The sequence below is a fragment of the Amycolatopsis vastitatis genome, from assembly GCF_002234595.1.
In the GTDB taxonomy this organism is placed as follows: Bacteria; Actinomycetota; Actinomycetes; order Mycobacteriales; family Pseudonocardiaceae; genus Amycolatopsis; species Amycolatopsis vastitatis.
The window spans coordinates 30,126-45,496 of record NZ_NMUL01000006.1 but is presented as its reverse complement, the minus strand read 5'-3'; the positions used below and the strand labels follow the sequence as shown (position 1 = coordinate 45,496).

Sequence of the window (15,371 nt, the reverse complement as noted above, 5' to 3'; positions counted from 1 at the left end):
GCTCACGCCCCCGTCCCGGCGAGGAACGGGTTGCCCGCGCGTTCCTGGCCGATCGTCGTCGCCGGGCCGTGGCCCGGCAGCACCACCGTGTCGTCCGGCAGGCTCGCCAGCAGGTCGCGCAGCGAGTCCGTGACGTCGCCGCGGCCGACCGAACCGGCGAACAGCGTGTCGCCGGTCAGGGCGAGCCGCCCGCCCTCGGCCGTTTCCAGGGTGAGGACCACGGATCCCGGGGTGTGTCCCGGCGCGTGCCGGACGTCGACGTCCAGGCCGGCGAAGGTGCCGGACTCGAGCGGCACGCTGTCGCCGTCGTAAAGCTCCGCGTCGGCCGGGTGCAGGTGCAGCGGGACGCCGTGTTCCGCCGACAGGGACGCGGCCGAGGCGACGTGGTCGGGATGCCCGTGGGTGGCCACGAGCGCCGCCGGTACCAGCCCGTGCCCGGCGAGCGCGGCGGCCAGCGGCCCGGCCACCTCCTGCCCCGGATCCACGACCACGCACGGCCCGCCGGCGGCGTCCGCCAGCAGGTAGCAGTTCGCCTGCAGCGGGCCGCTGCCGAACCCGACGACGAGCACCGAACGCCTCCCGGACATCCGCGCCGGATGGCGCCGATCACGATCGGGTTGAGACTAGCGGGCCCTGTACATGGTCCTCACAGGCTGTGCCCATACACTGCCGCTACCTCTAGACGTGTGACACGAGCGGAACCTGGGAGGGACCGGGGTGGCGACCAACCAGCAGCGCCGCGAAGCTGCTAAGCGCAAGCTCGAGCGACAGCTCGATCGCCGGAAGGAGCAGCAGAAGCGACGCCGGATGATCGGGGCTGGTGTGGTCGGTGTGGCCGTCCTCGTCGTCGCCGGTGTCGTGGTGTGGATCGTGAGCGCCAACGGCGGCGACAACACCAACGCCGCGGCGTCGTCCTCGGCCGCCCCGCCGCCCACCGATCTCCAGATCCCGACGCAGCGCACCGCGCTGCCGAAGCGGTCGAAGCCGTTGCCGAACCCCACGACGTGCGACTTCAAGGCCGACACGACGGGCAAGGCGCCGAAGAAGGTGAACCTGCCCGACGGCAAGAACGTCCCGTCGACCGGCACGGTGAACGTGACGCTCAAGAGCACGGCGGGCGACATCCCGCTGACGCTCGATCGGTCGCTCGCGCCCTGCGCGGTGCAGAGCTTCCTCAGCCTCGCCAAGCAGAACTTCTACGACGGCACCATGTGCCACCGGCTCGGCACCGAGGGCCTGCAGATGCTGCAGTGCGGTGACCCGGCGGCGACCGGCGACCCGACCCAGGACGGCCAGGGCGGTCCCGGCTACACGATGCCGGACGAGGCGTTCCCGGAGATCAAGTACGGCCGCGGCATCCTCGCCATGGCGAAGACGCAGGCCCCGAACTCCGGTGGCAGCCAGTTCTTCATGGTGTACGGCACCGCGGAACTGTCGCCGGACTACTCGGTGTTCGGCAGCATCAGCGACGAGGGCCTCAAGGTGCTCGACGCCGTCGCCAGGGCAGGCATCGCGAACCCGAGCCCGCAGGACGGCACCGGGGCGCCGACCAAGCAGGTCAAGTTCACGGGCGTCACCGTCCAGTAGTGCCACCCCGCTTCGAGCTGAACGGGGATCCGCTCGGCCCGGACGCCGCGATCGCGGGAATGGTCTCCTACGGCCACTTCACCGCGATGCAGGTCCGGGACGGGCGGGTCCGCGGGCTCGCCTTCCACCTCGACCGGCTGGCCGCGAGCACGCGGCTGCTGTTCGGAACCGACCTCGACGTCGGACTGGTGCGCTCGTACGTCCGGCAGGCCGTCGCGGGCGAAGCCGCCCTTTCGGTCCGGGTCGTGGTGCTCACGCGCTCCTTCGACGAGCCGATGACGCCGGAGATCCTGGTCCGGGCCCTTCCGCCGCACCCGGCCGATCCCACGCCGCTGCGCCTGCGGACCGTGCGCTACCAACGCGAGCTGCCGCAGGTGAAGCACCTCGGCACGTTCGGCCTGATCCACCACTCCCGGCAGGCGCGGCTCGCCGGGTTCGACGACGCGCTGTTCGTCGACCCCCAGGGCCGGATCAGCGAGGCGTCGATCTGGAACGCCGGGTTCCTGGCCGGGGACACGGTCGTCTGGCCGGAAGCCGCCGTGCTGCCCGGGATCACGATGCTGGTGCAGAAGGAAGCCCTGCGCCGGCTCGGCGTCCCGCAGGAAACACGCGAAGTCCGGCCCGCGGATCTGCCGGGCTTCGACGCGATGTTCCTGACGAACTCCGAGACGCCGGGACGTCCGGTCGCCGCCGTCGACGACCTCGTGCTGCCGCCCGCGGACCGCGCCGTGAAGCTCCTCGCCGAGGCGTACGAGACCGTGGCCTGGGACAAGATCTGAACCGCACCCGCTCCCGCCCCGTGTAGGGGGCAACACCGGAGGCCCGCCGGGTCACCGGGGAGAGGTGCCGACGATGGTCGAAAACCGGGTACCCGCGGTGCGCCGCGCCCTCGGGCGGGCCGGGCAGGCCGGCGCCGCCGGAGTCCTCTTCGCCGTGCTGGCCGGCGGTCCCGCGCTCGCGCAGGCCGCACCGCCGCCACCGCCGTCGGTCAAGTACTTCATCGTCCCGCACGCCGACGACCCGGGCGACCTCACGCTGTTCAAGATCGCCGAGCGGGCCCTCGGCGACGGGCGGCGCTTCCCCGAGATCTTCCGGCTGAACCAGGGCAGGCCGCGGCCGGACGGGACGCCGTTCACCGACCCCGCGACGATCGAGCCCGGCCAGGTCCTGCAGCTGCCCGACGACGCCGAGGACCCCGCCGTGCAGTTCGGGCCGCTCCCGGCCACGCCGCCGGTCACGCCGGTCACGCCGGTCACGCCGGTCGCTCCCCCGGTCCAGCCCGCCGAAGAGCCCTCCGGCCTCGGCATCGGGCTGGCTTCGGCCGTCAGCGGCTCCGGTGGCCTGCTGACCGGCCTGCTCGCCGGGCTATGGTGGCGACGCCGTCCGCAGCTCGTCCCGCCGTCGCCCTTCGAGCCGGCGCAGTCCTTCGAGCCGCCGGTGCACGAGGAGGCCGACGACGGCTCCGGCTCGGTCAGCGGCACCCTGCCGATGCCGGTCGTCGTCCCGGAACCGCGTCCGGACGTGGTGCTTCGCCCCGAGCCGATCACCGCCGAACACTCGATCATCGTGCTCGACACGGCCGACACCCAGGTGATCGCCGCGATCCGGCCAGGCGCGCAGTTCCGGTTCCGCTTCGAGAAGGATCCGGGCTTCGCCGACAGCTCCACCGTCCTGGTCGTCGACGAAGGCGACAGATCGTGACCGGCGAAGTCGTGGCCCCCCGTACGCGCCAAGTCACTCTGCGCTGAACGGCTCAACCGCCGCCGGAACACTGGCCTTGAAGCCGCCAGTGCCGCGATAGTCGAACGATGACCTCGGACCCGTTCGGGACCCTGCGGAAGGCCCTGTGGATCGGCGGCGCGCCGTGGACCGGCAAGTCCACCGTCGCCCGGCTGCTGGCCGACCGGCACGGGCTGGCGGCCTACCACCACGACGACCGGACCCGGCCGGAAACGACGCCGGCCGACGACATCCCGGCCGTCGAGCAGCTGACCGTGGCGCTGGCCGAGTTCCGGCAGCGCTTCCAGTACGCCTTGGACGACCTGCGTGTCTGGGAGTCACCGCGGCCGATCGTCGCCGAAGGCTGGGCGCTGCGGCCGGAGCTGGTCGCCCCGCTCGTCGACTCGCCGCGCCGGATGGTCGTGCTGGTCCCGACCGAGCTGTTCCGCCAGCACCAGCTTCGGCACCGGCCGGACGAACCCGCGATCCCGCGGCAGCGGACACGGCTGACCCGCGACCGGATGCTCGCCGCGCAGGCCGTGCGGTCGGCGCGGGAGCGCGGCATCCGCGTCATCGAGATCGACGGCAGGCTCGATCCCGCCGGAGTCACCGACGTCGTCGCCGAGCACTTCCACGAATACCTGGTCAGCGGAACGTGAAGCGCGGCGGGCGCCGCTCGAGGAACGCGGCGACACCCTCCGCGTAGTCCACGCCGTGGAGAGCCTCGGAGCGGATCTCTTCGACCTCGGCGTCCGGCGTCTCCTGCCCGGCGACGATCTTCTCGATGATCCGGTTCATCCCGCGGACGGACGCCTGCGAGCGCGAGCACAGCGTCGCCACGAACGCCCGCGTCGACGGCTCGAGGTCGCCGGCCGGGAAAACGTCGTTGAGCAGCCCGATCTCCCGGGCGCGGCCCGCGCTGATCAGCTCGCCGGAGAGGAGGAAGTACTTGGCGTGCGCCGGGCCGACGAGCGACACGAGCTGACGCGTCGAATCGAAGTGGTAGACGATACCCAGCTTCGCCGGGGTGATGCCGAACCGCGCGCCTTCGGCGGCGAACCGGAAGTCGCAGGCGACCGAGATCTGGCAGCCGCCGCCGATGCAGTTGCCCTGGATCATCGCGACGGACGGCTTCCGCATCGCGGTGAGGGCGGCCACCGCGCCCTCGACGGCCTTGTCGTAGCTCGCCGCGCCTTCCGCCGTGGTCCGCAGCTCCCCGAACTCGCTGATGTCGGCGCCGGCGGAGAAGTGCTTCCCGGCACCGGCGATCACCAGCACCTTGAGCGCCGGGTCGGCCTCGACCCCGGCCACGACGTCCGGGATCGCCGACCACATGCCGTAGGTGATCGCGTTCATCTTCTCCGGCCGGGTCAGCGTCAGTCGCGCCACCTCGCCATCGCGCGTCAGCTCGAATCCGTCCATGCCTTGGCACATTAGCTTCTCGCCCTGAGCGAAACCCGCGGTGTGTGACGCGGTCGTGTCGCTAGCTTGGGTCCATGGCGACGATCGACGTGAACGGGACGGCGTTCGGTTACGACGAAACGGGTGAGGGGCCCGCGGTCGTCCTGCTGCACGCCGCGATCGGCGACCGCCGGATGTGGGACGCGCAGTTCACCGCGCTCGCCGCCACCCACCGGGTGATCCGCTACGACCGCCGCGGCTTCGGCGAAACCGGCGGCGAGACCGGCGAACACGCCCACTACGAGGACCTGCTGGCCCTGCTCGACACCCGGGGGATCGAGCAGGCCGCGCTGGTCGGGGCGTCGATGGGCGGGGCGTGCGCGCTGGACGCCGCCCTCGCCGTGCCGGAGCGGATCACCCGGCTGGTCCTGCTCGGCTCGGGCCTCACCGGGCACACCTGGCCGGACCACATGCAGGCGGACTTCGCGCGGCTGGCCGCCGAAGCCTTCCCGCCCGGCCGGCTCGCCGAATACCAGGCCCGGAAGCGCACCCCCGGCCCGGCGGACGTGCGCGCGATCGCGGACGCCAACCTCCGCTACCTCGTCGCCGGCCCGGAGCGGGACGTCTCGGTCCTGCCGCCCGGGATGGTCGCGCTGGTACGGGAAATGTGCGAGCAGGTCTACCGGCACGACTGGACTGCTCCACAGTGGACGGAGAAGATCCCGGACACCCGGCACCGCCTGGCCGAGATCACGACCCCCGCACTGGTGGTCATCGGGACGGCCGACGCGCTCGGCCTGGTGGAGCTTTCGCGGCACCTCGCGGAGTCGCTGCCGGCCGCCGAGCTCGTCGAACTCCCCGACACCGGCCACCTCCCGGCGATGGAACGGCCGGACGAGGTGAACGCGCTGCTGCGGAAGTTCCTCTAGGACCACAGCTTCGCGGTCAGCTCGCCCCGGCTCCGCACGTCCACCTTGGCGAACACCGACTTCAGGTGGTCCTGCACGGTGTGCGCCGAAATGGCCAGCCGCGCCGCGATGTCCGTTGTGGACCGTCCGGCCAGCACCTCGTGGCAGACGTCGCGTTCGCGGGCGGTGAGGCCGTAGGCGGCGAGCAGCACGCCCAGCAGTTCGGCGCCCGACGCCCGGTCGACGGTCACCACCGTTTCGCCGTCGCCGTCGCCGGTCACCAACCGGCTGGCGTGCAGCACGATCCAGCCGCCGTGGGCGTCGCGGACCCGGGCGCGGAACGTCCCCGTCGCCGCCGCGAGCGCACCGGTCACCACCGCGCGCAGGAGCACCGCGAACCGGCCGGGGGCGATTTCGTCCAGTTCGGACCGCCACGCCTCGGCCGCCGCGGTGGCGGCGCGCTGCCTGCCGTCCGGGCCGGCCACCACGATCGCCGGTTCCGCCCGCTCCCCCGCCCCTCGCGTGCGTGCCGCCACCCGCGTCGCCGCCGCGAGCGCGGGGGCGACCGACGTCAGGAACCCGACTTCGCGGTCGCTGAAATCGCCACGCCGCACCAGTCCGGCCGCGGCCCACGACGTGCCGTCGACCCGGAACACCGCGCGCAGCTCGTGGCCGAGCCCCAGCGGCCGCCAGACCTCGGTGAACCGGCCGCTGCGCTCGACGTCGCGGCGCGGCAGGTCCGAGAGCCGGGCCACCGGCACCGGCCGCCGGGCCAGCTCCGCGAAGGTGTGGGGCTGCGCGCCGTCGTACTCGTAGGTCGCCAGCAACGGCTCGTACTCGCCGGGGATGCGGGCCGGGCCGCTGGTCATCGAGCTGATCACCGCGGTGTCGGGGTCCAGCGAAGCCCAGCACGTGAGCTCCGCGGGCACCACGCGGTCGACCAGCTCGATGGCGGCGGCGTGGAGTTCCGCGACGCCGAGGCCCGCCGTCGCGAGCGCGGCGACGTCCCGCCGCACGCCCTCCGCCCGGCTGTCCCACATGGACGCAGTATGCGCCGCGCCCTCGGCGTGGCGGAATCCCCGGATTCTGGGATGGCCGGCCGCGCCCGCGATTCCTAACGTGGCGGCCATGACCCACTTCAGCGCCCCGGGCGAAGGCCCGGAACTCGACACGAAGGACGCGCGGATCACCGTCAAGGTGGCCGCCGAGCACACCGGGGACGCCTACGAGGTGTTCGAGGTCGACGCGCCTCGCGGGCCGTCGGTCCCGCCGCACGCCGAGCCCTGGGCCAAGGCCTTCTACGTGCTGCACGGACGCATCACCGTCTACGTCGACGGCGAACTCCACGACCTCGGCCCCGGCGCGTCGATCAGCATCCCGGCCGGCGCGGTCAACACCTTCACGGTGCACACGTCGTCGGCGCAGTTCCTCGCGGTGAGCCTGACCGGCGGGATGGGCCGGTTCTTCCGCGAGGTCGACCGGTCCGCGGCCGAGCGGATCCCGGAGATCGCCGGGCGGCACGGCATCGAGCTGGCGTCGTGAACGCCATCGCGCAGGTCTGCGCCGGGCTGGCGGTGCTGGTGCACCTGGTGGCGTTCACCTGGGAAGTGCTGTTGTTCGAGCGGCCCGGCGTGCACCAAGGCATCTTCAAGATCCCCACGGCGAACCTGCCCGCCACCCGGCTGTGGTCGTTCAACGTCGGGTTCTACAACCTGTTCCTCGCCGCCGGCCCGGTGGCCGGGCTGGTCCTGCTGCACACCGGGCACGCCGACGCCGGACGCTGGCTGGTTCTCTACTGCTGCGGGTTCATGCTGCTGGCCGGGATCGCGCTCGGCGTGTCGGACCTGCGCGGCCTCAGCCGCCCGCGCGGCGCCGGCCGCGGTGGCGCGCTCGCCCAGGCGCTCCCGGCGCTGGGCGCGCTGGTCGCCGCCCTGTTCTAGGCCGGCTCGACGCGCTCGATCAGCTCCTCGCTCCAGGAGCGGATGGCCGCGGCCTGGTCCGGGGTGAGCCGGTCGAGGACGTGCCGCCGGACGTTCGCGCCGTGCACCCGGGTCGCGCTGCCAGCGAGGCGACGGCCTTCCGCGGTCAGCTCGATCCCGGTACGCCTGCCGCCTGCGCCGTCCTCGGTCCGCGCCACCAGGCCACGCTTCTCCATGCGCGTCAGCAGGTGCGCGACACGGCTCTTCTCCCAGCCGAGCGCGTCGGCCAGCTCGCCGACGCGCATCGGCCGGCGCAGCGTCACCAGCACGCTGAACTCGGCTTTCGAGATGCCGCAGTCGCGCTGCAGGTCGCGGTCGAGCTCGCGGACCAGCAGGCGGTGCGCGCGCATCCAGGTGTCCCAGAATGCCCAGTCCTCGGGGCTCATCTCCGCCATGCCGACAGTCTAGGCTAGAGTTGACGTATCAACTCTTGGGGAAAGGACATCCATGAACACGCTTCTACGCGGCGGCATGGTGGTCAGCATGGATCCGGCGACCGGGAATCTCCCTCGCGGTGACGTGCTCATCGAGGACGGCCGGATCGCCGCGGTCGGCCCGGCCATCGACGCGGCCGGCGCCGAGGTCGTCGACGCCTCGGGCAAGATCGTGCTGCCCGGGTTCGTGGACACCCACCGGCACACGTGGCAGACGGCGTTCCGCGGCCTCGGCGCCGACTGGACGTTCGGCCAGTACCGCGTCGCCGTGCACGGCACGCTCGGGCCCTGCTACCGCCCGGAAGACGTCTACCTCGGCAACCTGCTGGGCCGGATCGAGGCACTCGGCTCCGGCGTCACGACCCTGCTCGACTGGTTCCACCGCGCCGACCGTCCCGAGAACGCCGACGCCGCGATCCAGGCCCTGCGGGACGCGCCCGGTCGCTCGATCTTCTGCTACGGCGCCGCGGGGCCGGACATCGCACCGGAGATCCGGCGGGTGCGTGCCCTGCTGCCGGACGAAGAAATGGCACTGGGCCTGCGCGGGCCGGTCATGTCCACCATGGACGAAACGGCCGCCGATGTCGCGCTGGCACGGGAACTCGGGCTCCGGGTGAGCATGCACGTCCACGGCACCGGCGGCTGGCCGCGGGGCGACCGGCCGATCGCGGAGATGCACGAGCGCGGCCTGCTCGACGACCGCACGACCGTCGTGCACGGCAACGGCCTCTCCGACGACCAGCTCGCGATGCTGGCCGACGCGGGCGGATCGGTGTCGGTCAGCCCGGACGTCGAGCTGAAGATGGGCTTCGAGCCGCTCGTCACCGGACGCGCGCTGGCCGCCGGGATGCGCCCGTCGCTGTCAGCCGACGACTGCCCGTCCGCCGGTGGGGACATGTTCGGCGCCATGCGCACCGCACTGGCCGCCGAGCGCGGCGCCGTGACGACCCGGGACGTCCTCGCGTTCGCCACTGTGGACGGTGCCCGTGCGTGCGGGCTCGGCGCCCGGACGGGCAGCATCACCGTCGGCAAGGACGCCGACCTGATCCTGCTCGACGCCGAAGACCCGGCGATCTTCCCGGTGGGCGACGCGGCCGGGTCCATCGTCAGCGCCGGTCACCCCGGCCTGGTCGACAGCGTCTTCGTCGCCGGCCGGGCGGTCAAGCGCCACGGCCGGCTGCTCGGCCTGGACCTGCCGGCCCTGCGTGCCCGGCTGCTCGAATCCCGCGACCGGATCGCCGCGGCCGCGGGTATCGCGGTCGACGGGTCGTGGCGGCCTCAGGAAGCCGACGTCACGCGGTAGACGTCGTAGACGCCTTCCACGCCGCGGACCACCTTGAGGACGTGGCCCAGGTGCTTCGGGTCGCCCATCTCGAACGAGAACCGGCTGACCGCGACCCGGTCACGGGACGTCGTCACCGAAGCCGACAGGATGTTGACCTTCTCGTCGGCCAGCACCTTGGTCACGTCCGAGAGCAGCCGGTGCCGGTCGAGCGCCTCGACCTGGATGGCCACCAGGAACACCGACGAGGCCGAGGGCGCCCATTCGACCTCGACCAGCCGCTCGGGCTGGGACTGCAGGTCACCGGCGTTCGTGCAGTCGGTGCGGTGCACCGAAACCCCGCCGCCGCGGGTGACGAAACCGAGGATCTCGTCGCCCGGCACCGGGGTGCAGCAGCGGGCGAGCTTGGCCCAGACGTCGCTGGCGCCCTTGACCACGACGCCGACGTCGTTGGAGCCGCGGCGCCGGGTCACCGTGGACGGCGTCGCCCGCTCGGCGAGCTCCTCCTCCGCCGCGTCGACGCCGCCGATCAGCGCCACCAGCCGCTGAACGACGTGCTTCGCGCTGGTGTGGCCTTCGCCGACCGCCGCGTACAGCGACGAAATGTCGGCGTGGCGCAGCTCGGTGGCGACCGCGCCCATCGACTCCGCGGAGACCAGGCGCTGGATCGGCAGGCCGACCTTGCGGATCTCCTTGGTGATGGCTTCCTTGCCGCCTTCGATCGCCTCGTCACGGCGTTCCTTGGCGAACCACTGCCGGATCTTGGCGCGGGCCTTCGGCGAGCCGGCGAACGACAGCCAGTCGCGCGACGGCCCGGCGTTCTCCGCCTTCGACGTGAAGATCTCGACGGACTCGCCGTTCTCGAGCTTCCGTTCGAGCGCCACCAGCCTGCCGTTGACGCGAGCGCCGATGCAGCGGTGGCCGACCTCGGTGTGCACGGCGTAGGCGAAGTCGACCGGCGTCGAGTCGACCGGCAGCGTGATCACGTCACCCTTCGGGGTGAACACGAAGATCTCGCGCGCGGCCAGCTCGTAGCGCAGCGACTCGAGGAAGTCACCCGGGTCCGCCGCCTCGCGCTGCCAGTCGAGGAGCTGGCGCATCCACGCCATTTCGTCGACGTCCACCGCGTTGCCGTTGTGCGTGCCCTTGGTTTCCTTGTACCGCCAGTGCGCGGCGATGCCGTACTCGGCGGTGCGGTGCATTTCGTAGGTGCGGATCTGCACCTCGAGGGGCTTGCCGTCCGGGCCGATCACGGTCGTGTGCAGCGACTGGTAGACGCCGAACCGCGGCTGGGCGATGTAGTCCTTGAACCGGCCGGGCACCGGCTGCCACAGCGCGTGGACCACACCCATCGCCGCGTAGCAGTCGCGGACGTCCTCGACCAGGATCCGCACGCCGACCAGGTCGTGGATGTCGTCGAGGTCGCGGCCGCGGACGATCATCTTCTGGTGGATCGAGTAGTAGTGCTTCGGCCGGCCTTCGACCTTCGCGGTGATCCGCGACGAGACGAGGTTGCTCGTCAGCTCGACGATCACCGACCGCAGGTAGATGTCGCGTGACGGCGCGCGGTCGGCGACCAGCCGCACGATCTCGTCGTACTTCTTCGGCTGCAGGATGGCGAACGCCAGGTCCTCCAGCTCCCACTTCACCGTGGCCATGCCGAGCCGGTGGGCCAGCGGCGCGAGCACCTCGAGGGTCTCGCGGGCCTTGCGGGCCTGCTTCTCCGGTGGCAGGAAGCGCATGGTGCGCATGTTGTGCAGCCGGTCGGCGAGCTTGATGACCAGCACCCGGGGGTCCTTGGCCATCGCGATGACCATCTTGCGGATGGTCTCGGCCTCGGCGGACGAGCCGAGCTTGACCTTGTCCAGCTTGGTCACGCCGTCGACCAGCTCGGCGACCTTCTCGCCGAAGTCGGCCTTCAGGCTCTCGACGGCGTAGCCGGTGTCCTCGACCGTGTCGTGCAGCAGGGCGGCGACCAGCGTCGTGGTGTCCATGCCCAGCTCGGCGAGGATGGTGGCGACGGCCAGGGGGTGGGTGATGTAGGGGTCGCCGGACTTGCGCCGCTGGTTCCGGTGCAGCTCCTCGGCGACGTCGTAGGCACGCTGCAGCAGCCCGAGGTCGGCGTTCGGGTGGAGCTCGCGGTGGATGACGGCCAGGGGTTCGAGGACCTGCTTGACCGGGGCGGCGCGCTGCGCGGTGATCCGCCGGGCGAGGCGCGCACGGACCCGCCGGGTGGCGGACGGGTTCGGCGCCGCGCCGTTCGGCTTCGGCGGCGCGGGCGTTGCCGCCGCCTGCCCGTTCTGCTGGGCGCCCTGCTTCGCGGGCACCGCGGCGTCGAGCTCCTGGCTCACCCGCACCTCCTGCTGCTCGTGCGGCCTTCGGAACACCAGGGTAGCCGTTGCACCTCGCGGTCCTGTCGGGTGCGCCCATTCAGGGGGACCCGGAGCCCGCAACCAGCCAGTTCACGGTCGTGAGTGAGTAACAGTGTTAGAACACTGTTACTCACTCACGACCGCCTCGGCCGCTGGTTCGTCAGCAGGTCTCGAGGGCGTGGACCTTCCGGTCGCCCAGGACCTGGCGGCCGCCGAGGGCGGCCAGTTCCAGGACCACCGAGACGCTGTCGACCACCGCGCCCGCGTCCTCCAGGAGCTTGCCGGTGGCCGCCACCGTGCCGCCCGTGGCGAGGACGTCGTCGAGGACCGCGATCCGCTGCCCCGGCTTCACCACGCCCGACGGCAGCTCCACCGTCGCCGTGCCGTACTCCAGTGCGTAGTCGACCCGGCCCGCCACCTTCGGGAGCTTGCCCGGCTTGCGGATCAGGACCACGCCGAGGCCGCGGGCGTACCCGACGGCCGCGGCGAGGAGGAACCCGCGGGCCTCCACGCCGGCGAGCGCCTCGACGGAAGGGTCGAGGGTGCTCGCCAGCGCGTCGGTCACGGCCTTGAACGCGCCCGCGTCCGCGAAGAGCGGGCTCAGGTCGCGGAACAGCACGCCGGGCTCCGGGAAGTCCGGCACCTCGGCGATCAGGCCGAGGGCGTCGTCCAGCTCCACGTCAGCGCTTCCGCTTCCCGGCCGGGCGCTGCTTCTGGATCCGGGCGGGGACGCCGGCCGCGGCCGCGTACGCCTTCTCCTTGCGCAGTTCCTTCGCCAGGGCGTCGTCGTCCGAGGCGTCGAAGTCGTCGCCCGCCGCCTTGCGCTCCTGGCTGGCCCGGCGCTGCCGGACGCGCTCGGCCTGCTGCTGGTACTTCGGGTCGCGCATCTTGAAGTCGACCAGCAGCGGCGTCGCCAGGGCGACCGACGACAGGACGCCGACGAGGGTACCGGTGAGCTGCACCAGCGCCAGGTCCTGCAGCGTGCCCGAGCCGAGCAGCACGTACCCGACGATCAGCAGGCCCAGGATCGGCAGCAGCGCGATGAACGCCGTGTTGAACGACCGCATCAGGGTCTGGTTCAGCGCGAGGTTCGCGGCCTCGCCGTACGTGCGGCGGGTCAGCCCGAGCAGGCCGCGCGTGTTCTCGCGGACCTTGTCGAACACCACCACCGTGTCGTAGAGCGAGAACCCGAGGATGGTCAGCAGGCCGATCACGGTCGCCGGAGTGACCTCGAAGCCGACCAGCGAGTACACGCCGGCCGTGACCAGGATGTCGTGCAGCAGCGAGACGAGCGCGGCCGCGGCCATCCGCAGGTCGAAGTAGATCCCGAGGAAGATGACCACCGCGACGAGGAACACCGCGAGCGCGATCAGCGCCTTCTGCGAGATCTCACCGCCCCAGGACGCGCTCACCGCGCTGTCGCTGATCGCCTGGACGCTGGGCTGGTTGTTCGTGCCCTTCGGGCCCAGGTCCTGGAACAGGCCCTGCTTGAGCTTGGCGACGTCGGCCGCGTTCAGCGTTTCGGTGCGGATCTGGATGGTCGACGCGTTGCCCGTGCCGACCTTCTGCGCCTCCGCGGCCGGGTGGCCGAGCGCCTTCTGGAACGACGCCTTGGCCTGGTCTTCGGTGATCACGCCGTGGATGCCGTTGGCGGGCATCTGGATCTGCGTGCCGCCCTCGAACTCGATGCCGAGGTTGAAGCCGCGGACGATCATCGACAGCAGGCACACCAGCACCAGCGCGCCGAAGAACACGTACCAGCGCTTGCGCTTGCCGACGACGTCGAACGCGCCCGTGCCGACGTAGAGCCGGTGGAAGACGCTTTCCTTCTTGCCGGGCTTCGCCGTCACCTTGGCGTTGCCTTCGGCGTCCGTGCTCAGTTCTTCGACCCCCATGTCAGGCCTCCTTCACGTTCGCGCGGCCGACCGAGGTCGACTTCTTCCGCTGCGAACCCACTTGCTGCACGGCGCCGAGGCCCAGGTGCCTCGGATTGGACAGGAACTCGTTCTTGGACGTGGACACCATGGCCACCAGCGGGTGCGTCACCAGGTACACGACGACCAGGTCGAGCACCGTGGACATGCCGAGGGTGAACGCGAAGCCCTGCACGTCGCCGACCGCGATGACGTACAGGATGGCCGCGGCCAGGAAGCTCACGCCGTCCGAGGCCAGGATGGTGCGCCGGGCACGGACCCAGCCGCGTGGCACCGCGGACCGGAACGTCCGGCCCTCCCGGATCTCGTCCTTGAGCCGTTCGAAGTAGATGACGAACGAGTCCGCCGTGATACCGATGGCGATGATCAGGCCGGCGATGCCCGCCAGGTCCAGCGTGTAGCCGATCCAGCGTCCGAGCAGGATCAGCACCGCGAACACCAGCGCGCCGGACAGGGCCAGCGACAGGATGGTGAGCACCCCGAGCAGCCGGTAGTAGAACAGGCAGTAGACGAACACGACCAGCAGACCGATGCCGCCGGCGATCAGGCCCGCCTGCAGCGACGCGAGGCCGAGGGTCGCCGACACCGTGGTCGCGTCCGAGGACGAGAACGACAGCGGCAGCGAGCCGTACTTCAGGATGTCCGAGAGGTCCTTCGCCTCGGACTGCGTGAACTTGCCGGTGATCTGGGTGTTGCCGTCGAGGATGGCCACCTGGATGTTCGGCGCGGACACGACCTGCGTGTCGAGGACGAACGCCGCCTGCTGGCCCTGGTTCTTCGACGTGAAGTCGGCCCAGGTCTTGGTGCCGTCGCTCTTGAAGCTGAGGTTCACCACCCACTGGCCGCGCTGCTGGTCGTAGCCCGAGGTCGAGTCGGCGATCTCGGTGCCCGGCAGGAACTCCGGCTCCAGCAGGTACTTGTACGTGTCGTGGTCACCACAGGCGACCAGCGGCAGCTTCGGGTCGTCGTTGCCCTCGAGGGGGTCCTTGGCGTTCGGCGCGCAGGTGAGCGACGCCATCGCCTTAGCGACGAGCTCCTGGTTCGGCTGGCCGTCGGCGCCGATCAGCTGCGGGTTCTGCCGGACCGCCTTCGCGGCCTGGATCTCCTGCGCGGTCTGCGCGTCGACCGAGCCGTCCGAGGGCGCGGGCGCCGGGGTCGACGCGGGCGGCGTGGTGCTGCTGCTCGGCGCGGCCGGCGTGGTGGTCTGCTGCTGCGCGAGAGCCGCGCCCGGGGCACCGCCGCCACCGTTCTTGGTGCTCGGGGCGCCGGACGTCGCCGACGGCGCGCCCGAAGGCGGCGGCGTCGAACTCTTCGGGGCACCCGAGGTGGGCGGGGTCGTGGCCGGCGGCGCGGTCTGCGGCGGCACCACCGGCTGGGTGGCGTTCGCGACGACCTTCCGGAAGCCCAGCTTCGCGGTCTTGCCCAGGTTCTTCGCCTGGTCACCCTGCTCGCCGGGGACCGTGATGACGACGTTGGTGCCGTCGAGGAGAACCTCGGTGCCGCTGACGCCGATCCCGTTGACGCGTCGTTCGATGATCTGGCGCGCCTGGTTCAGGGACTCGCGGGTCGGCTGGCCGCCGTCGGGGGTGCGGGCGGTGAGCGTGACCCGGGTGCCACCCTGCAGGTCGATGCCCAGCTTCGGGGTCGGCTTGTGGTTGCCGGTGAGGAACACCAGCGCGTACAGCACGATCACGATCAGGGCGAACAGGGCGAGATAGCGTCCCGGGCGGAGATGCCCGGCCGATGCTGCCACGG

General features: G+C 71.7%; 16 protein-coding genes. 8 read left to right on the top strand and 8 right to left on the bottom strand.

The features are described 5' to 3' along the window. Positions 1 to 2: 2 nt before the first annotated feature. Positions 3 to 569 carry an MBL fold metallo-hydrolase gene (locus CF165_RS06305; RefSeq protein ID WP_093946466.1) on the bottom strand — a complete coding sequence of 189 codons (567 nt, stop codon included), beginning with the start codon at positions 567 to 569 and terminating at the stop codon, positions 3 to 5. Between the two features lie 148 nt (positions 570 to 717). On the opposite strand from CF165_RS06305, the gene CF165_RS06300 reads away from it, so the two are divergent. The 4 genes from CF165_RS06300 to CF165_RS06285 all read left to right on the top strand — a co-directional run bounded on the left by CF165_RS06300 (position 718) and on the right by CF165_RS06285 (position 3,965). Further along, on the top strand, positions 718 to 1,587 hold the full coding sequence (locus CF165_RS06300) for a peptidylprolyl isomerase (RefSeq protein WP_093946465.1): 870 nt from the start codon (positions 718 to 720) through the stop codon (positions 1,585 to 1,587). Then, entirely contained in the window at positions 1,587 to 2,366 is a 780-nt protein-coding gene (locus CF165_RS06295; protein WP_093946464.1) for an aminotransferase class IV family protein, read from the top strand. Before CF165_RS06300 ends, CF165_RS06295 begins: the two co-directional genes overlap by 1 nt. 73 nt (positions 2,367 to 2,439) lie before the next feature. Continuing rightward, entirely contained in the window at positions 2,440 to 3,288 is an 849-nt protein-coding gene (locus CF165_RS06290; RefSeq protein ID WP_093946463.1) for a LysM peptidoglycan-binding domain-containing protein, read from the top strand. 107 nt (positions 3,289 to 3,395) lie between these two features. Then, positions 3,396 to 3,965: a hypothetical protein gene (locus CF165_RS06285; RefSeq protein ID WP_093946462.1), complete on the top strand. Its 570-nt coding sequence runs from the start codon at positions 3,396 to 3,398 to the stop codon at positions 3,963 to 3,965. Here CF165_RS06285 and CF165_RS06280 read toward each other — a convergent pair. After that, positions 3,952 to 4,728: an enoyl-CoA hydratase/isomerase family protein gene (locus CF165_RS06280; RefSeq protein ID WP_167441375.1), complete on the bottom strand. Its 777-nt coding sequence runs from the start codon at positions 4,726 to 4,728 to the stop codon at positions 3,952 to 3,954. The genes CF165_RS06285 and CF165_RS06280 overlap by 14 nt on opposite strands. Positions 4,729 to 4,802: 74 nt before the next feature. Between CF165_RS06280 and CF165_RS06275 the strand changes: the two genes are divergently transcribed. Continuing rightward, the gene (locus CF165_RS06275) at positions 4,803 to 5,636 is read left to right on the top strand and encodes an alpha/beta fold hydrolase (RefSeq protein ID WP_093946460.1); all 834 of its coding nucleotides are present in this window, start codon (positions 4,803 to 4,805) and stop codon (positions 5,634 to 5,636) included. Here CF165_RS06275 and CF165_RS06270 read toward each other — a convergent pair. Continuing rightward, on the bottom strand, positions 5,633 to 6,655 hold the full coding sequence (locus tag CF165_RS06270; RefSeq protein WP_093946459.1) for a helix-turn-helix transcriptional regulator: 1,023 nt from the start codon (positions 6,653 to 6,655) through the stop codon (positions 5,633 to 5,635). The genes CF165_RS06275 and CF165_RS06270 overlap by 4 nt on opposite strands. 88 nt (positions 6,656 to 6,743) lie before the next feature. Here CF165_RS06270 and CF165_RS06265 point away from each other — a divergent pair, with 88 nt between their 5' ends. Further along, positions 6,744 to 7,157 (top strand): cupin domain-containing protein, encoded by a 414-nt coding sequence (locus CF165_RS06265; RefSeq protein WP_167441374.1) that lies wholly within the window; start codon positions 6,744 to 6,746, stop codon positions 7,155 to 7,157. Beyond that, positions 7,154 to 7,555 (top strand): DUF1304 domain-containing protein, encoded by a 402-nt coding sequence (locus CF165_RS06260; RefSeq protein ID WP_093946457.1) that lies wholly within the window; start codon positions 7,154 to 7,156, stop codon positions 7,553 to 7,555. The genes CF165_RS06265 and CF165_RS06260 overlap by 4 nt, the downstream gene beginning before the upstream one ends. Here CF165_RS06260 and CF165_RS06255 read toward each other — a convergent pair. Continuing rightward, the gene (locus tag CF165_RS06255) at positions 7,552 to 7,989 is read right to left on the bottom strand and encodes a MarR family winged helix-turn-helix transcriptional regulator (protein WP_093946456.1); all 438 of its coding nucleotides are present in this window, start codon (positions 7,987 to 7,989) and stop codon (positions 7,552 to 7,554) included. The two genes, CF165_RS06260 and CF165_RS06255, sit on opposite strands and share 4 nt — an antisense overlap. Before the next feature lie 52 nt (positions 7,990 to 8,041). Here CF165_RS06255 and CF165_RS06250 point away from each other — a divergent pair, with 52 nt between their 5' ends. Continuing rightward, a complete protein-coding gene (locus CF165_RS06250) occupies positions 8,042 to 9,331 on the top strand; it encodes an amidohydrolase family protein (RefSeq protein WP_093946455.1) in 1,290 nt (429 codons plus the stop codon). Here the strand turns inward: CF165_RS06250 and CF165_RS06245 are convergent. From CF165_RS06245 to secD, 4 genes are all read right to left on the bottom strand, one after another. Continuing rightward, positions 9,307 to 11,661, bottom strand: a complete 2,355-nt coding sequence (locus CF165_RS06245) for a RelA/SpoT family protein (RefSeq protein WP_093946454.1) — start codon at positions 11,659 to 11,661, stop codon at positions 9,307 to 9,309. The two genes, CF165_RS06250 and CF165_RS06245, sit on opposite strands and share 25 nt — an antisense overlap. Positions 11,662 to 11,842: 181 nt before the next feature. Further along, a complete protein-coding gene (locus CF165_RS06240) occupies positions 11,843 to 12,361 on the bottom strand; it encodes an adenine phosphoribosyltransferase (protein ID WP_093946453.1) in 519 nt (172 codons plus the stop codon). A 1-nt stretch (position 12,362) separates the two neighbouring features. Further along, on the bottom strand, positions 12,363 to 13,577 hold the full coding sequence (secF, locus tag CF165_RS06235) for a protein translocase subunit SecF (RefSeq protein WP_093946452.1): 1,215 nt from the start codon (positions 13,575 to 13,577) through the stop codon (positions 12,363 to 12,365). A 1-nt stretch (position 13,578) separates the two neighbouring features. After that, the gene (secD, locus tag CF165_RS06230) at positions 13,579 to 15,369 is read right to left on the bottom strand and encodes a protein translocase subunit SecD (protein WP_167441373.1); all 1,791 of its coding nucleotides are present in this window, start codon (positions 15,367 to 15,369) and stop codon (positions 13,579 to 13,581) included. Positions 15,370 to 15,371: the final 2 nt, after the last annotated feature.